Source organism: Embleya sp. L77 (assembly GCF_055557415.1).
Genome location: NZ_CM145710.1, coordinates 2,123,785 through 2,138,472, shown reverse-complemented (window position 1 = coordinate 2,138,472; position 14,688 = coordinate 2,123,785). Strand labels below are relative to the sequence as shown.

Below are 14,688 nucleotides of genomic sequence, written 5' to 3'. Positions count from 1 at the left end.
TCAGTGCCATCCGTTCGGCGCGGTCACGGTGTTCTTCACGTCGCAGTAGAAGTCGAAGCTCCAGGTGCCGCCTTCGCGGCCGATGCCGGAGTGGCGGGCGCCGCCGAACGGCGCCCGCAGGTCGCGGACGAAGAAGCAGTTGACCCACAACGTCCCGGCCACGAGTTGCTCGCCGACCCGCCGGGCACGGTCCCGATCCCCCGTCACCAGTGTGCCGGCGAGCCCGAATCGGGTGTCGTTGGCGAGCTCGATCGCCTCGGCCTCGGTGCCGAAGGTCTGCAGGGTCAGGACCGGGCCGAAGACCTCCTCCTGGACGATCTCGCTGTCCTGCGCGACGTCGGCGAGCAGTGTGGGTCGGTAGTACAGGCCGCCGAGGTCGGTGTTGCGCCCGCCGCCGAGCAGCGCCTTGGCGCCGGCGTCGAGGGCGCGGCGGACGAAGCCGTCCACCCGCTCCACGTGGTCGGCGTGGATGTTGGGCCCCACGTCGGTGGCCGCGTCGCGCGGGTCGCCCTGGACCAGGGTGCGTGCCTTGGCCAGGAAGCGGGCGGTGAACTCGTCGGCGATCGAGGCGTCCACGAGCAGCCGGGTCCCGGCCAGGCAGACCTGGCCCGCGTTGTCGTACTGCTCGACGGCGAGTTCGACGGCCAAGTCCAAGTCCGCGTCGGCGAAGACCAACAGCGGTGACTTTCCGCCGAGTTCGAAGCTGACCGGGGTCAGGTTGGCGGCGGCCGAGGCGCCGATCCGGCGGGCGGTGGGCACCGATCCGGTGAAGCTGATCCGGCGTACGTCCGAGTGTGCGGTCAGCGCGGCGCCGACCTCCTCGCCGTAGCCCTGCACCACGTTGAACACGCCGGCGGGCAGACCCGCCTCGGCGGTGATGTCGGCGAGCAGCGACGCGGTCAGCGGCGTCCACTCGGCGGCCTTGAGCACGACCGTGTTGCCGGCCGCCAGCGCCGGGGCGACCTTCCAGGTGGCCAGCATCAGCGGCGCGTTCCACGGGGTGATCAGCACGCACGGCCCGGCCGCATCCCAGGAGACGTGGTTGCCGTGGCCGCGGGTGTCGAAGTCGTCGTGGCCCAGGTGTTCGGTCAGCCAGTCCGCGAAGAAGCGGAAGTTGTGGGCGACCCGCGGCATCACCCCGCGCAGGTGCGAGCGCAGCAGCGCGCCGTTGTCGGTGGTCTCGACGATCGCCAGGTCGGCGAGCCGGGCCTCGACTCCGTCGGCGATGGCATGCAGGAGGCGGGCCCGCTCGGCGGGCGGCGTGGCCGCCCAGGCGGGGAACGCGGCACGCGCGGCGGCGACGGCCGCGTCCGCCTCGACACGGCCGGCCCGGGCGATCTCGCCGAGGGTGGTGCCGTCGATGGGCGAGACGTCGGTGAAGGTGTCCGCGGACCCGACGCGCTCGCCACCGATCCAGTGCCGGGTGTCGACGGTGACGCCCGCAACGGTGACCTCGGTCATGGAAAAGCCTCCAAGTCGTTTGACCCCAAACAATCTAGCCGGCTGCGATCGAGGCGGTCAAGGGGCACACGGGCTTCGCCCGAGGATCCGACGGGCCCGACTGGCACCCCGGCGGAATTACAGCGAGACCCCGACAGGACCCCGGCGGCATTCCCGCCGACCGACCTCGCATTGTATCGTTTGTCCCCAAACAATCTCGCCGGCGAAAGCGGGCACCATGGCGCAGCTCCCCCACCGGGACTGGCTCGACCGGGCGGCACGGCTGCGCCCGGTGACCGTCCACCACATCGACGGCGCCGACCACGCGGGCGACGGCGACACGTTCACCGTGATCGCGCCGCGCCACGGGACAAGTCGCTGCACGCACTGGAGAAGTACACCGACCCGAAGACCACCTGGATCCGACTCCGACCCGACCGCGCCCACATCCCCGCCCATCTCCCTCCCTCCCGCCCTCCTCCTTCCTTTCGAGCCCTTCGAGCCCTTCGAGCCCTTCGAGCCCCGCGGAGACCCCAGTGACCCGTCCGCTGATCGCCATGCCGTGCCGGTTCGCGGCCACCACGTCCGCCCTGCGCTACGCCGCCGAGGTGACCGCCCGGGCGCTGGCCGAGGCGGTGTACGCGGCGGGCGGCGAGCCGTTCATGATGCACCCGGCCGAGCCCGCCGGCGCCGCGTCCCGACTCGCCCGCGCGGACGGCCTGTTGCTGCCCGGCGGCGGCGACCTGGCGCCGAGCACCTACGGCGCGGACACCGTGCACGACCGGGTGTACGACGTCGACGCCACACAGGACGCCTTCGACCTCGCCTGCGCCCGGCACGCGCTCGCGGTCGGCCTGCCGACCCTGGCCGTCTGCCGCGGCCTCCAGGTGGTCAACGTCGCCCTGGGCGGCACCCCCACCCAGGACATGCCCGTCCACCACCGCCACGTGCTCCACCGGGTGACGCTGACCCCCGACTCGACCATCGCCCACGCCACCGGCACGGAACACCTGAACGTCTCCTGCTACCACCACCAGGCCATCGACCGGGTGGCCCCCGGCCTCCGCATCACCGGCTCCGCCGCCGACGGCACCATCGAGGCCCTCGAACCCACCGAAGCCCCCGGTTGGTGCGTCGTCGTCCAGTGGCACCCGGAAGACACCGCCGCCACCGACCGAACCCAACAGTCCCTCTTCACCGCCCTGATCGAGGCGGCAACCCGGAACGCCCGGGCCCACGAACCGGTTGATGCGCCGCCCCGCCGGGGCCACGGCCGCGCGTGGTCGGATTTGCCACCTAGATGTGCTACATCTATGATCGTGCCGTCGGAATGAGGGATGCCATGTCGAACGACTCCGATCTCCGGAGCGAGACGAGTGCCGCACGGGGAGCCCGTGAGCGGCTGGTCTGGATGGACGTCGGCCTGTGGAAGCGTGCTCGTGAACGCGCAAGTCGAGATGCCCTGGATCTGACACCGGTGCTCGAGGCCCTGTTGGACGCGTACGCCGACGGTCGCGTGACCGTGACCCCGCCCCCGGGGAGGACGCTGGGCCCGACCAGAGACGGCGCCGGGCGAGCAGGGTGCCGAACGGGCCCGCTGTCGGAGCCGGTGTGGCTGCGCGCCGACCGGCACCGGGCGGCGGCGGGGATGAAGTCGATGCCCGTTCTGTGCGAGCTGCTGATCGGCGGATATGTCGACGGGCATCTGCAGACGACGTTGACCGCGGCCGGTCACGTACCGGACGCGGGACGAAAGGACGACGCGGCATGAGCGAACCCACAGCGCCCCTCGGCGGCGGCGAGCGGGTTCCCCGTCCGGAGCGCACCCCCGATGCCCTGCGGGTGGCCCTCGCGAGGGTCGCCCCGCACCGGTTGGCCGAGATGGAGCGACAGAAGAACGAGGCCTTCCAGCTTGCCGCGCAGGCCGGTCGCCTGGGGCCCATTCAAGCTTGGCTGACCGTATGGGCGGGCGAGGTGGAGGTCGAACGCCGGCCCGATCTCCTCGCCCGCCGCCACGCGGCCGAACATGCCCTCCAAAGCCTCGAACGTGAGGATCCGAACTGGCGCGCTGCCCTCGACGAAATTCTCGCCGTCCTCGCCGAGGCCCGCGAGGCCGGCGGGTGACCTGGGCCTGGGAGTACGAGCCCAACGAGCCGTATGTGACGGCCGACGCACCACCGGTCCTCATCGTCCAGGTCGAGGAGAAGGCCGCAGAACTCGTGTGCGCCGCCGAGGCGCTGTCGTCCACGGCGAAGCCTACGAGGGCCTCTCACCCCAGGGCGGCACGGCGCTGGTCGCACATGGCATGTTCGTATACCAGGTAGTGCCGCGACACGAACGCCTCTACATCCTGCAAGTCACCGCCTGCTGACGTCAGTCCCGGTCCACCACCCGGCGTCGCCCCCGCACCGAAATTTCGCGGCCCCTTCGGCCGACACGTACGACAGACGGCCGAACAGTCCACGGCGCCCACGGGCCGCGCGCTCGGTCCGGACGACCTGCCGGCCATGGTTCCCATGCCCTGACGTCGAGACTCTGCCGGCAGGCGCCCGCGCCCTATCCCTTCGCCCGGCGCCCCCCGCGCCTCGGCTTCGGTGTGTCACCGCCGAGCAGGTCCTGGCGGCGTTCCTCGCCCTTGGCCTCGAGTCGGGCGACGATGCGGCGCAGGGAGTCGGCGAGGGTGAGGCACTCGTCGGCGGTGAGGTCGTCGGTGACGAACGCCTCCTCCGCGTTGAACGCCGGGAAGACCTTGGCCATCAGCGCCTCGCCGGCGGGGGTCAGCGAGAGCAACACGAGCCGGCCGTCGGTGGCGTGTGCGGCGCGGGTGAGCAGGCCGCGCGACTCCAGGGTGCGGGCCACGCCGGTGAGCGTGCCCTTGGAGATGCCCGCCTCCTCGGCGACGTGCCGGGTCTCGCTCTCGCCCCAGATCCACACCTCCCACAGCACGGTGAACGCGGTCCAGGTGAGTTCGGCGTCGCGCAACACCGAGTTCTCCAGGTGCTGGCGTACCGCGGCGGCGGCGCGGTAGATGTTCGACACCGCGGCCATCTGCTCGCGCCGCAGCGGGATGTCGCCCAGTCGTGCCTGGACGGCCTTCTCCGTTTCGGTGATGGACCGCTTGCCGACCACGTGCTCCGCCTTCCTCGTCGTCCGCGTCCGGGTGGTGCCCCGATACGCCTTCCGCACCCCGGAATCTAGTCCTTGTGGCGACCTGTTTGCATCCGTACGATCAGCGGCACCCCAGATCGTACGGGCCCAAACGAATGGGTTCCCGCCCCTCGGAGGCGCCGGGCATGGCAACCAGACAAGCGTCGACGAACGGCACCACCGACCCCACGGCCGCCCCCGCGCGCGGTTCGCTCGGCGTGGCACACATCGTCTTCTTCGTGGTGCGCGGCCCGGCCGGGCGAGTACGCGGGCATCAGGCGCGGCCGGAGCTGACCGGCGACCCACGCGTCAGGGCCCCGGCCCGGGGCCCTGACGCGTGGGTCGCCACCTGCTATGCCGCGCCCGAACCGCCGCTCTCCAGGAGCGTGCCGCCGTTCCAGACCACACCCACCTGCCGGTAGTAGGCGCCGATCGTCTCGACCGGCTCCAGTCGGGCCAGTTCCTCGGTGGGCGCCTCGAACAGGGTCAACTCCGCGTCGCCGGTCCAGGTCTGCCCGCCCTCGGCGGACTCGGCGCCGGTGGCCACGAGTTCGTCCAGCGCCGGGCCCCGGCCCGGTTCGATGGACGGCAACCAGCGGTGGTGGGCCATCGGGTGCCCGTTGACGAAGCCGTTGGTCGGCGACGGCTCGCGCAGCGTCACCACGGCCTCGGCCAACCGGCGGTCGGCGGCGGCCAGGGTCGCGCCGAACCTCGCGCCCGCCTCGATCCGCGGCGCCGGGCCGTACGGGTGCGGCCGGGTCTGGTGGATCGAGCCGAGCTTCTTCGGATACCCCTGGTGCAGGCCGCGCGCGATGGCGAAGTCCTTGTCGACCCAGATGTACACACAACGCGAGTAGGTCACCCCCGCATACCGGCAGCGCACCACCGCGAAGCACTCCTTGTACTGCGCGCGCACCGGATCGAGCAGTTCCGCGCGGCCGGTCGAACAGGACTGCCAGTCGGCCCAGATCAGCGCCACCGCACCCGGGTCCTCCTCGGCGAGCGCCAACTGCGGGGGCAGCAGCTCGGCGACCCGCGCGGGATCGGTGCGGTATTCGACGGTGAGCAGGTCGCCCGAGTACGACCACGGCGGTGCCGGGATCAGCGAGGACCGGCCCGTGCCGGTCTTGGGATGGAAGAAACCGTGTACGCCGGTCATGGCGCCTCCCTCTGCGAACCCGGTCAATCGTTTGGGTCCGTACGATATGCCTCCCGCAGTGCGTTGTCACGCACGCAAAGCCTTGCCCTCAACCCCTTGTGCGACGTCTGCGACGTCCATATGGTTTGGGCTCAAACGAATCGGCCGCCCGCCGTCGCCCGTCCTGTGCGAGGAGAATCCGGTGAATCCATCCGAAGCGGACCGGGCCCACGCCGTCGTCGCCGACCTCAAGGCACGCGGCATCGACGTGGTCCGGATCGCCTACCCGGACCTGATCGGCACCGATCGCGGACGCGACGTGCTGGTGGACCACCTGCCCTCGGTGTGCGCACACGGTCTGGCGTTCTGCCGGGCGGTCTTCCACACCACCCCGCGCGGCGAGACCGTGCCGGTGGCCGGCGGCATGGACGTCGGACTGCCGGACATCTGCGTCCACCCCGACCTGGACACCCTCGTCGACATCCCGTGGGAGCCCGGCGTCGCGTGGTGCCTGGGCGAGACCACGGACCCGGCGGGCCAACGCCCCGCCGCCGAGGCGCCCCGCTCGCTGCTGCGCGACGTGCTGGCCCGGATGGCCGACGAGGTGGGCCTGCGGCCGGTGATCGGACCGGAGTTGGAGTACTTCCTGTGCGAACCGGACCCGCAGCGCACGGGCGGTTGGCGGCGGTACGGCGACGCGCCCGGCAACGTCTACGTGGCCGGGCGCCGCGGCGACCCGGACGGCCACCTGCTGCGCACCCTGCGCAGCCTCGGTCCGCTGGGCATCGGCGCCACCACCGGCAACCACGAGTACTGCTCCGGCCAGTTCGAAATCAACCTCGACCACTCCGACGCGCTGGACGCCGCCGACCGGGCCTTCCGCTTCAAAGCCGCGATCAAGGAACTCGCGCGCCTGGAGGGCAGGTTGGCCACGTTCATGGCCAAACCCTTCAACGACGAGGGCGGTTCCGGCTTCCACCTGCACCTGAGCTGCCTGGACGCGGACGGCGCCAACGCCTTCGACGACCCGGCCGGCCCGCACGGCCTGTCCCCCTCCGCACACCACGCGATCGCCGGTGTCCTGGCCCACGCCCCCGCGCTCACCGCGCTGTTGAACCCGACGATCAACTCGTACAAGCGGTTCGGCCCGGACACGCTCGCGCCCTGGCTGATCGACTGGGGCCTGGACAACCGCAGCGCGATGGTCCGCATCCCGCCCGAGCGCGGCGCCGGCGCCCGCCTGGAGATCCGGCTCGGCGACGCGAGCGCCAACCCGTACCTGGCGGTCGCCGGCGTGCTCGCCGCGGTCCACCTGGGACTGCGCGACAAGGCGAGCCCGCCGCCGCCGCTGGAGGGCTACGGGTACGACGCCGCCAAGGCGCCGATCCTGCCCGCGACCCTGGCCGAGGCACTGGACGCGTTCGAGGCCGACACGGAACTCACCGCGCTGCTCGGCGCGCGGTTCACCGACGCGTTCACGACCTACAAGCGCGACGAGGTCGCCCGCTTTCGCCGGCACGTCACCGACTGGGAGTTCACCGAGTACGCCTACCACCTGTGAGTCCACCCGCGCCGGCGCACCCGCGCACCCGGCCGATCCCCCGCGAGGAGCCTTCGTGAGCACCACCACCTCCGCGGTCCCCGAGCCGATGCCGCTCGACGAGATCGACCTCGCCGACAACGACCGCTTCCTGGACGGCGACACGCCCTGGCGGATGTTCCACACGCTGCGCCGCGAGGACCCCGTGCACTGGCAGCCCGAAGCGGCCCCCAACAGCGGCTTCTGGGCGCTGACCCGGCACGCGGACATCGTCGCGGTCGACCGCGACCCGCAGACCTTCACCTCCTCGCGGTTCACCAACCTGGAGGAGGTCGACGACTCGCAGATCGCCATCCGCCGCTCGCTCCTGGAAACGGACGGGCTGCGGCACACCGCGCTGCGCCGGCTGCTCCAGAAGCAGTTCACCCCGCGCGCGATCGCCGACTACGGCACGTTCCTGCGCGGACTGACCGCACGCACCCTGGACAACGTACTGGCCAAGGGCACCTTCGACTTCGTGCACGAGGTCGCCGCCGACTTCCCGATCAACGTGTTGGCCAAGATGCTGGACGTGCCCGGCGAGGACACCGGCAGGCTGATCGACTGGGGCAACCGGATCATCGGCAACACCGACCCGGACTACGCGGACGTGCTCTTGGAGAGCGCGGAGAGCGAGCGCTACCGCGAGCTGCCCTTCCGCAGTCCCGCCTCGCTGGAGGTCTTCGCGTACGGACGGGAGTTGGCCGCCCGACGGCGTGGCGGCACCGGCACCGACCTGGTCAGCCGGCTGGTCAACCAGACCCCCTCGGACGGCGTTCCGCTGTCGCAGCACGACTTCGACAACTACTTCCTGCTGCTGGTCGTGGCCGGCAACGAGACCACCAGGCACGCCATCTCGCACTCGATGCTCGCGCTGCTGCGCAACCCGGAGCAGCTGGCGCTGCTGCGCGACGACCTCGCGCTGATGCCGGACGCGGTCGAGGAGTTCCTGCGCTGGGCCTCCCCCGTCTACCACTTCCGCCGCACCGCGACCCGGGACACCGAACTGGGCGGCCGGTCGATCCGCGAGGGCGACAAGGTGGTGCTGTGGTTCGCCTCGGGCAACCGGGACGAGGCCGTGTTCGAGAACCCGTACGACTTCGACGTCACCCGCCGCGGCGTGGACCACGTCACCTTCGGCAAGGGCGGCCCGCACTTCTGCCTGGGCAACGCGCTCGCCCGCCTGGAGATGCGGATCATGTTCGAGGAACTCCTGCCCCGGATCGCCGACATCCGGCTCGCGGGCGAGGTACGCCGGGTCCGGTCCAACTTCGTCAACGGCATCAAGGAACTCCCGGTGACGGTGACCCTGGCCTGAACCCGCCGTCCGACCGGCGGCGACCTCGGCGGCGTCCGGGCCGTCGATTAGGGTGCGCCGCATGGACACGCGTGGACCCACCGCAGGGGTCGTACTGTCGGCGGCACTGTTACTGGTCGGGTGCGGGAGCACCGAGGCCGGCCATGGCCCGGCGGCCGGCTCGGGCGGCCCGCACCCCCCGGGCGCGAGCCGGCCGACCGGGGACCCCGGGTCCGCCGGTACACCGCCCGCGGGCGTCGAGCCCCGGTTCGTCCACGTCACCGACGTGCCCGGTTACGTGCTCGCGCCGCAATCGGTCGCGGTGTACGGCGACAGCGGCTTCCAGGCGGTCTACGTATCGGCGCAGGGCCGGCAGATCCACCTCGGCGTGGACGCGGGCGACCCGAACTCCGCGGACTGCGGGCCGAATCCGCCGGCGGGCGAGACGTGCGTGGCGGACCGCACCGCGTGGTACCGCAGCACGTCGGCCGAGCACACCTACACCCGCGCCGGCAACGGCATGGTCGTGCGGGTGTGGGCCGACCCGAAGGAGGTCGAGCGGGCCACCCTGTACGCGGCGCTGCTCGCCGCCCGCCCGGTCGAGCCGTCCGCCGCCCGCCCGATGCCCCCGGCGTCCGGCACCTCCGCGCCGCGCTCGGCGCCGACCACCGCGCACACCCCGGTCGAGCGTGGCGATCTGCCGCCGGTCGGGGACGGCGCCCCGCTGAACCACCCGCCGCGTGCCGGCGGGTGATGCGGGCGGACCCGGACCCGACACTCCGCACCACGGCATCGAACCGAAGCGAAGATCACTCTCGAAGATCATTTCCGAATAGCGCCGGGCGGCTCATTCGAATGAATTCCGCGGGACGCTGCGGCACGCACCGAAAAATTGCCGCGCGGAATGTTCTCGACGCAGAAGATGCCAACGAAATCGGTTAACCGGGATTCACCTCCCGGCCCGTCACGACGCAGGCGACCCCCTCGTGAAGACGCCGGGCGGGCCCGCACCCGCTCGGCATCCTTGCAGGGTAGGAGCCTGATTGCGCTTTCCACAGGGAGATTTCCAGCCGGCGCGGATGGCTGGTAATCGTTCTTGTCGGCCGCCTATCCAACGCTTAGCGTCCTCCCCGAGATCAAACAGATCTCCTGGATTCGCGGCACCCACCAAAGCGCTGCGACCGATATCGCGGGAGTTGTCATGAACGACAAGATTCTGCTCGAAGAAACCACCGAGACGCGCGACTTCGCCGACTTCGACCTCGACGTCCGCATCGCGGACGGCGAGCTCGAGGCGGCCGACTTCGGTGCGGCCGGCGGCTGGACCTCGCCGAGCACGTACGGCGTGCAGTCGCGCTGTCCGCTCTGCTGCGCCTGACCTGCAAGTCCGGGGGCGGGCGGTTGCGCCCGCCCCCGGGTGTCATCCTTCGGCGAGAGCCGGTCACACGGGCATGGGGTCGGTGCGGAACACGGTGCGACACTCCGAGCGGAATCCTGGGCACGTCGACGGTCCCGGCGCGGGACGCGACGACGCGCGAGACAACCGATACGAACCGGCCGGCCCCGTCTTCGTGCGGATGGCGAGCGTGCCGCGCGCCGGCACCGACTCGGGTCCCCGGCACGCCGAACCGGCTCCGGACACGGCCCACGCGCACACCGCCGAGGGGCTGCGCCGGCTCATCGCCGACCCGCTGCTGCGCGAGGCGGTACGGGTCGCCAGCGGCAGCCTGTCCGCCGCCCTGGATCGGCTCGACGCGGGCGTGGACCTCGGCGCGAAGCGGCTGACCGGCACCGCGCTGTCGGTGACCCGGTACGCGCTGCGGATGAGCGGCCGGCCGACCCCGTTCGGCCTGTTCGCCGGCGTGACCACCGCCCACCTGGGAACAGCCGCACGAGTGCGGGTGCACGGCCCAGGCGCCAAGGCGGTCCGCCCGGATGCCGGCCGGCTGGACGAGCAGGTCCGGGCCTGGCTCGCCGCGCCCGAGGTCCGCCGGCGCGTCGACGTGGTGCTCAACGACCTGTGCCGGGTGCGCGGCGACCGGCTCGTGTTGTCCGGCCCCGAGCGGGAGATCTCGGTGCGGCACAGCCCACTGGTCGCGCACATCCGCGCGGCCGCCCCGCACCCCGTCCCGTACCGGACCCTGCTCGATCGAGCCGCCGAGGCGTTCCCCGGCGCACCCCGCGACCGGCTCGACGCCTCGGTGGCGCAACTGCTGCGACACGGCTTCCTGCTCAGCTCGATCACCCCGCACCGGCTCGACGACGCACTGCTCGATCGCATCGACACCGCCGTCGAGGAACTGCCCTCTGTCGCCGCCGAGTTCCGGGCCACACGCAGCGCGGTGCGCGAATACGAGAAGGCCCGACCGGGCGAGGGCACCGAGCCCTGGCACCGGTTGATGGCCCTGGTCGATCCGCACGCGGACGCCGCCCGTCCACCCGTGCAGGTGGACCTGCGGATGGACGCCGAAGTCACCCTGCCCCGAGCCGTGGGCGAGGAGGCGAGCGCCTACGCCGACGCGATGTGGACGTTGTCGGACGCCTGGGTCACCCACGAACACATGCGCGACTACCGGAATCGGTTCATCGAGCGGTACGGCACCACCCGAACGGTCCCGCTGGCCGAACTCGTGGACCCGCACCGCGGCCTGGGCTTCCCGACCGGCTACGGCGACCGCCTGGCGCCGGGCGAACAACCCACGACCGGCTACCGACCCGGCCGCGACCGGCGGGTGCTGGTCGCCGAACTGGTCCAGGAGGCGCTGCTGCGCGAGGACGGCGAACTGCGGCTCACCCCGGACCTGATCGAACTGCTCGCCGGGACCGCGCAGCCCGAGGGCGGCGAACCCGCCGCGCCGCCGAACTCGCTCGACCTGTGCTTTCAACTCCTGGCGCCCGACGCCGCCGCACTGGACCAGGGCCGCTTCACGCTGGTCGGCACTGCGCACGCGGGCTCCTGGGTGGCCGGCTCGATGGCCGGGCGCTTCGCCGAACTCACGGACAGCAGCCCGCAGTTGGCCGAACTGGTGGCGGCTGCGGCGGATGCCGACGCGGTGCCCGCCCAGATCTCGTTCCGGCCGCACACCGCTCGCGCGCTGAACATGATCCAGGTACCGCGCCTGCTGCCGCACGAGATCCCGGTCGGGGTGTACGCCGATCGGCGCGACCCGCACAGCCTGGACTGGCGCGAGTTGCTCGTGGGAGTGGGCCCGGCAGGTCTGCAACTGATCCTGCCCCGGACCGGGCAACGGGTGATGCCCGTGGTGCCGCACATGCTGGCCCTCGATCGCGAGGCGCCCAAGGTGGTCCGGTTGATGGTGGACATCGTCTTCGGCCGGTCCCGGACCTGGACCGGATGGGACTGGACCGGCCTGGAGGCGCTGCCGCTGCTGCCGAGGGTGACCTTCGGCCGGGTCGTCGCCGCACCCAAACGCTGGACCCCGGACCGCGCGATGTGCGCGGCGGCCGAGGACCCGCCCGAGTTCGACCGCGCGCTGCGCGAATGGAGCGACCGCTACGGCGTGCCGGACCGGGTCCAGGTGGTGCACTGGGACCGGGTGTACGGCGTGGATCTGGCCCTGCCCTGGCACCGCACGCTGCTGCGCCACGAGGTGCGCCGGGGCCGGATCGCGCTGCTGGAGGACCTGAGCGAGGACGGCCGCGGCTTCGGCTGGGCGCACGGGCACAGCACCGAGGTGGTGGTCCCGCTGACCCGCCGCGCCGCGACTCGGGCGCTGCCCGCGACCGCCCCGGCCGTACCCGAACCCCTCGTCGAGTCCGCCGCCGCCTACCATCTGCCGGGCGAGGACTGGTTGTTCGCAAAGCTGTACGCGACGCCGGACACCCACGACGAACTGCTCCGGGTGCACCTGCCCGCGCTGCTCGCCGACGTCGGCGAGCACGTCGACCGCTGGTTCTTCATCCGATACCTGGACCCGGACCCGCACATCAGGATCCGCCTGCACGGCGCCCCGGCCTCGCTGCGCGACCGCGTGCTGCCCGAACTGGCCCGGCATGTACGGGCCATGCGCGACGTGGGTGCGATCCGCACGATGGCACTCGACGTGTACGAGCCGGAGACCCGGCGCTACGGCGGGCCGAACGCACTGGCGGCGGCGGAGCGCCTGTTCACCCTGGACAGCAGGTCGGCGATCGCCCAACTGCGTCTGCGCGCAAGCGGTGCGCTCACGGTGCCGGACGAGGTGCTGATCGCGGTCAACCACGCACTGCTCCTGGAGAGTCTGGGCGACTGGGACTGGCCCTCGTGGGTGCGGTACGCGTTCGTCAAGGACCCGGACCAGAGCGCGTTCCGCCGACATCGGGCGCTGATCCGGGAGCTGATCCGCCCCGGACACACCGCCGCGGCGGTCGGCGAACGGCTGGGCGTCCCGGCGCTGGCCCGGTTGTGGACACGGCCGGAGTACGGCCGCGCGTACGGCGCGATCGTGTTGTCCGACGCGGGCCGCCGACCGGCCGGCGCCGCGCACGAGAACGCCGTGCTCGGGCTGTTGCACATGCAGCACAACCGACTGCTCGGCATCGACCGGGCGGGCGAACAGCGCGGCTACGCCCTCCTGCGCGGGATCGCGAGCGACCACCTGGGCCGGCTCGCGCACGCCTCGGGAAGGTCCGCGGCGGCGGACTCGGGCGCCACCGGCCCCGGGGCCGCGGGCGCCGGTTCCGGGACCGGCGAGGGCGCACACGACCGGGAGAGGAACGAGCGGGATGGCTGAGCCGGCGCAGGACGGCACGACGACGACCACGGTCGGCGCACCCACCGAACCCCGCTTCGCCGACCGGGCGCGGGCGATGGTGACGCGGGTGTTGGAGCGGCTCGCCGAACCGGCTGCGGTCGCCGCGGACACCGCCGTCCTGGCGGAGATGTCCTGGGACGGCGACGACCAACCGCTGTGGGTGGACCTGTCGCTGTCCAGCGGATTCCCGGGCGTCTCCCTGGCCTTCAGCGGCAGCACCCCGCGCGGGCCCGAGCACGCCGCCCGCGCGCACGCGCACCTGGCCAGGGCGATGGGGGTACTGGCCGCGGAGCGTTTTCCGGCGGCGGGCATCTTCACCGGGCCGGGCTCGGTCGCGTTCGCCACGCTGGTCGCCCACCGCGCGACCGGCGGGTATGTGCACGCCCTGGCCCGCATGGACGAGCACCAGCGCCGGGTGGTCCGGGCGGCGCTGCCGCGCCCGCGCACCAACACGCCGCTCACCACCAACGGCGAGTTCGAGACCGTCCGCGGGCTGAGCGGAGTCGGCCGCTACCTGCTGGCCCGCGACGCCGACGGCGACGAGTTGCGGATGGTGCTGTCCTATCTGGTCGGGCTGGCCGAGGGAGAGATCCTGCATCGGGGCCGGCGGGTGCCGCGCTGGTGGACCCTGGCCGCGCCCAAGCTGGGCCAGGAGGTGGAGATGCCCGCCGGCCATCTCAACCTGGGCCTGTCGCACGGGATCGCCGGACCGCTGGCGCTGCTCGCGCTGGCCTGGCGTGCGGACGTACGGCTACCGGGGCAACGCGCCGCGATCGAACAACTGGTGGCGCTGCTCGCCGAGTGCGCCGTCCCCACCGGCGACGCCCTGTGGTGGCCGGCGTTTCGAACCCTGGAGCAGTGGGCGACCGCACCCGACCCGGATGCCCCGGCGCAGCGCCCGTCCTGGTGTTACGGCGCCCCCGGGGTCTCCCGTGCCGTGCAGTTGGCGGCGCTCGCCCTCGATCGGCCCGACTGGCACGAGCTCACCCGCCGTTCGCTCACCGGCCTGCTCGGCACGCCGATCGCAAAGTGGGGCATCGACGATCCGGCGCTGTGTCACGGCTGGGGCGGGCTGCTGCACCTGCTCGGCCTGCTGGGCGAACACCTGGACGACGCCCGACTGCCCGCCGTTCGGGACGAGTTGACCGCGCTGGTGTTGTCGCAATATCACGACGAGTACCGCTTCGGCTTCCGCTCGACGATGACCCGCGTCCCGCAGGGCGTGGACGTACCGGCGTTCCTGGAGGGCGCGGCGGGTGTCGCGCTCGCCCTGGACGCGTACGCCGAGGGCCGCGTGCTGGCCGGTTGGGATCAGGCGCTCCTGGTGGCGTGA

The 14,688-nt window shown here is 72.3% G+C and carries 12 protein-coding genes; 9 read left to right on the top strand and 3 right to left on the bottom strand.

Features of this window, described 5'->3' with window-relative positions:
- A complete protein-coding gene (locus ACZOOI_RS39190) occupies positions 1-1,461 on the bottom strand; it encodes an aldehyde dehydrogenase (RefSeq protein ID WP_465281579.1) in 1,461 nt (486 codons plus the stop codon).
- A gap of 515 nt (positions 1,462-1,976) precedes the next feature.
- On the opposite strand from ACZOOI_RS39190, the gene ACZOOI_RS39185 reads away from it, so the two are divergent.
- The 3 genes from ACZOOI_RS39185 to ACZOOI_RS39175 are packed head-to-tail and all read left to right on the top strand — an operon-like array spanning position 1,977 to position 3,564.
- The gene (locus ACZOOI_RS39185) at positions 1,977-2,774 is read left to right on the top strand and encodes a gamma-glutamyl-gamma-aminobutyrate hydrolase family protein (protein ID WP_465281578.1); all 798 of its coding nucleotides are present in this window, start codon (positions 1,977-1,979) and stop codon (positions 2,772-2,774) included.
- 8 nt (positions 2,775-2,782) lie between these two features.
- A complete protein-coding gene (locus ACZOOI_RS39180) occupies positions 2,783-3,211 on the top strand; it encodes a hypothetical protein (protein WP_465281577.1) in 429 nt (142 codons plus the stop codon).
- Positions 3,208-3,564, top strand: a complete 357-nt coding sequence (locus ACZOOI_RS39175; RefSeq protein ID WP_465281576.1) for a DUF6247 family protein — start codon at positions 3,208-3,210, stop codon at positions 3,562-3,564. Before ACZOOI_RS39180 ends, ACZOOI_RS39175 begins: the two co-directional genes overlap by 4 nt.
- A gap of 432 nt (positions 3,565-3,996) precedes the next feature.
- Here the strand turns inward: ACZOOI_RS39175 and ACZOOI_RS39170 are convergent, their stop codons facing one another.
- Together ACZOOI_RS39170 and ACZOOI_RS39165 are read right to left on the bottom strand one after the other, a co-directional pair.
- Positions 3,997-4,569 (bottom strand): MarR family winged helix-turn-helix transcriptional regulator, encoded by a 573-nt coding sequence (locus tag ACZOOI_RS39170; protein WP_465281575.1) that lies wholly within the window; start codon positions 4,567-4,569, stop codon positions 3,997-3,999.
- 370 nt (positions 4,570-4,939) lie between these two features.
- Positions 4,940-5,746, bottom strand: coding sequence for an acetoacetate decarboxylase family protein (locus ACZOOI_RS39165; RefSeq protein ID WP_465281574.1), 807 nt, complete (start codon positions 5,744-5,746; stop codon positions 4,940-4,942).
- A 181-nt stretch (positions 5,747-5,927) separates the two neighbouring features.
- Between ACZOOI_RS39165 and ACZOOI_RS39160 the strand changes: the two genes are divergently transcribed.
- The 6 genes from ACZOOI_RS39160 (at position 5,928) to ACZOOI_RS39135 (ending at position 14,688) form a co-directional block, all read left to right on the top strand.
- Positions 5,928-7,286: a glutamine synthetase family protein gene (locus tag ACZOOI_RS39160; RefSeq protein WP_465281573.1), complete on the top strand. Its 1,359-nt coding sequence runs from the start codon at positions 5,928-5,930 to the stop codon at positions 7,284-7,286.
- A gap of 88 nt (positions 7,287-7,374) precedes the next feature.
- Positions 7,375-8,622, top strand: a complete 1,248-nt coding sequence (locus tag ACZOOI_RS39155) for a cytochrome P450 (RefSeq protein ID WP_465284140.1) — start codon at positions 7,375-7,377, stop codon at positions 8,620-8,622.
- A gap of 61 nt (positions 8,623-8,683) precedes the next feature.
- Complete coding sequence (locus tag ACZOOI_RS39150) at positions 8,684-9,355, top strand: hypothetical protein (protein WP_465281572.1); 672 nt, start codon at positions 8,684-8,686, stop codon at positions 9,353-9,355.
- A 447-nt stretch (positions 9,356-9,802) separates the two neighbouring features.
- Positions 9,803-9,979, top strand: coding sequence for an SCO0268 family class II lanthipeptide (gene lanA / locus ACZOOI_RS39145; protein ID WP_391585621.1), 177 nt, complete (start codon positions 9,803-9,805; stop codon positions 9,977-9,979).
- A 199-nt stretch (positions 9,980-10,178) separates the two neighbouring features.
- Entirely contained in the window at positions 10,179-13,334 is a 3,156-nt protein-coding gene (locus ACZOOI_RS39140) for a lantibiotic dehydratase (RefSeq protein WP_465281571.1), read from the top strand.
- Positions 13,327-14,688, top strand: a complete 1,362-nt coding sequence (locus ACZOOI_RS39135; RefSeq protein ID WP_465281570.1) for a lanthionine synthetase C family protein — start codon at positions 13,327-13,329, stop codon at positions 14,686-14,688. The genes ACZOOI_RS39140 and ACZOOI_RS39135 overlap by 8 nt, the downstream gene beginning before the upstream one ends.

What these genes read in the sequence shown, in the direction of transcription:
- ACZOOI_RS39190 (WP_465281579.1), bottom strand. Translation starts at nt 1,461, where the DNA reads ATGACCGAGGTCACCGTTGCGGGCGTCACCGTCGACACCCGGCACTGG.
- ACZOOI_RS39180 (WP_465281577.1), top strand. Translation starts at nt 2,783, where the DNA reads ATGTCGAACGACTCCGATCTCCGGAGCGAGACGAGTGCCGCACGGGGA.
- ACZOOI_RS39175 (WP_465281576.1), top strand. Translation starts at nt 3,208, where the DNA reads ATGAGCGAACCCACAGCGCCCCTCGGCGGCGGCGAGCGGGTTCCCCGT.
- ACZOOI_RS39165 (WP_465281574.1), bottom strand. Translation starts at nt 5,746, where the DNA reads ATGACCGGCGTACACGGTTTCTTCCATCCCAAGACCGGCACGGGCCGG.
- ACZOOI_RS39155 (WP_465284140.1), top strand. Translation starts at nt 7,375, where the DNA reads ATGCCGCTCGACGAGATCGACCTCGCCGACAACGACCGCTTCCTGGAC.
- ACZOOI_RS39150 (WP_465281572.1), top strand. Translation starts at nt 8,684, where the DNA reads ATGGACACGCGTGGACCCACCGCAGGGGTCGTACTGTCGGCGGCACTG.
- lanA (WP_391585621.1), top strand. Translation starts at nt 9,803, where the DNA reads ATGAACGACAAGATTCTGCTCGAAGAAACCACCGAGACGCGCGACTTC.
- ACZOOI_RS39140 (WP_465281571.1), top strand. Translation starts at nt 10,179, where the DNA reads ATGGCGAGCGTGCCGCGCGCCGGCACCGACTCGGGTCCCCGGCACGCC.
- ACZOOI_RS39135 (WP_465281570.1), top strand. Translation starts at nt 13,327, where the DNA reads ATGGCTGAGCCGGCGCAGGACGGCACGACGACGACCACGGTCGGCGCA.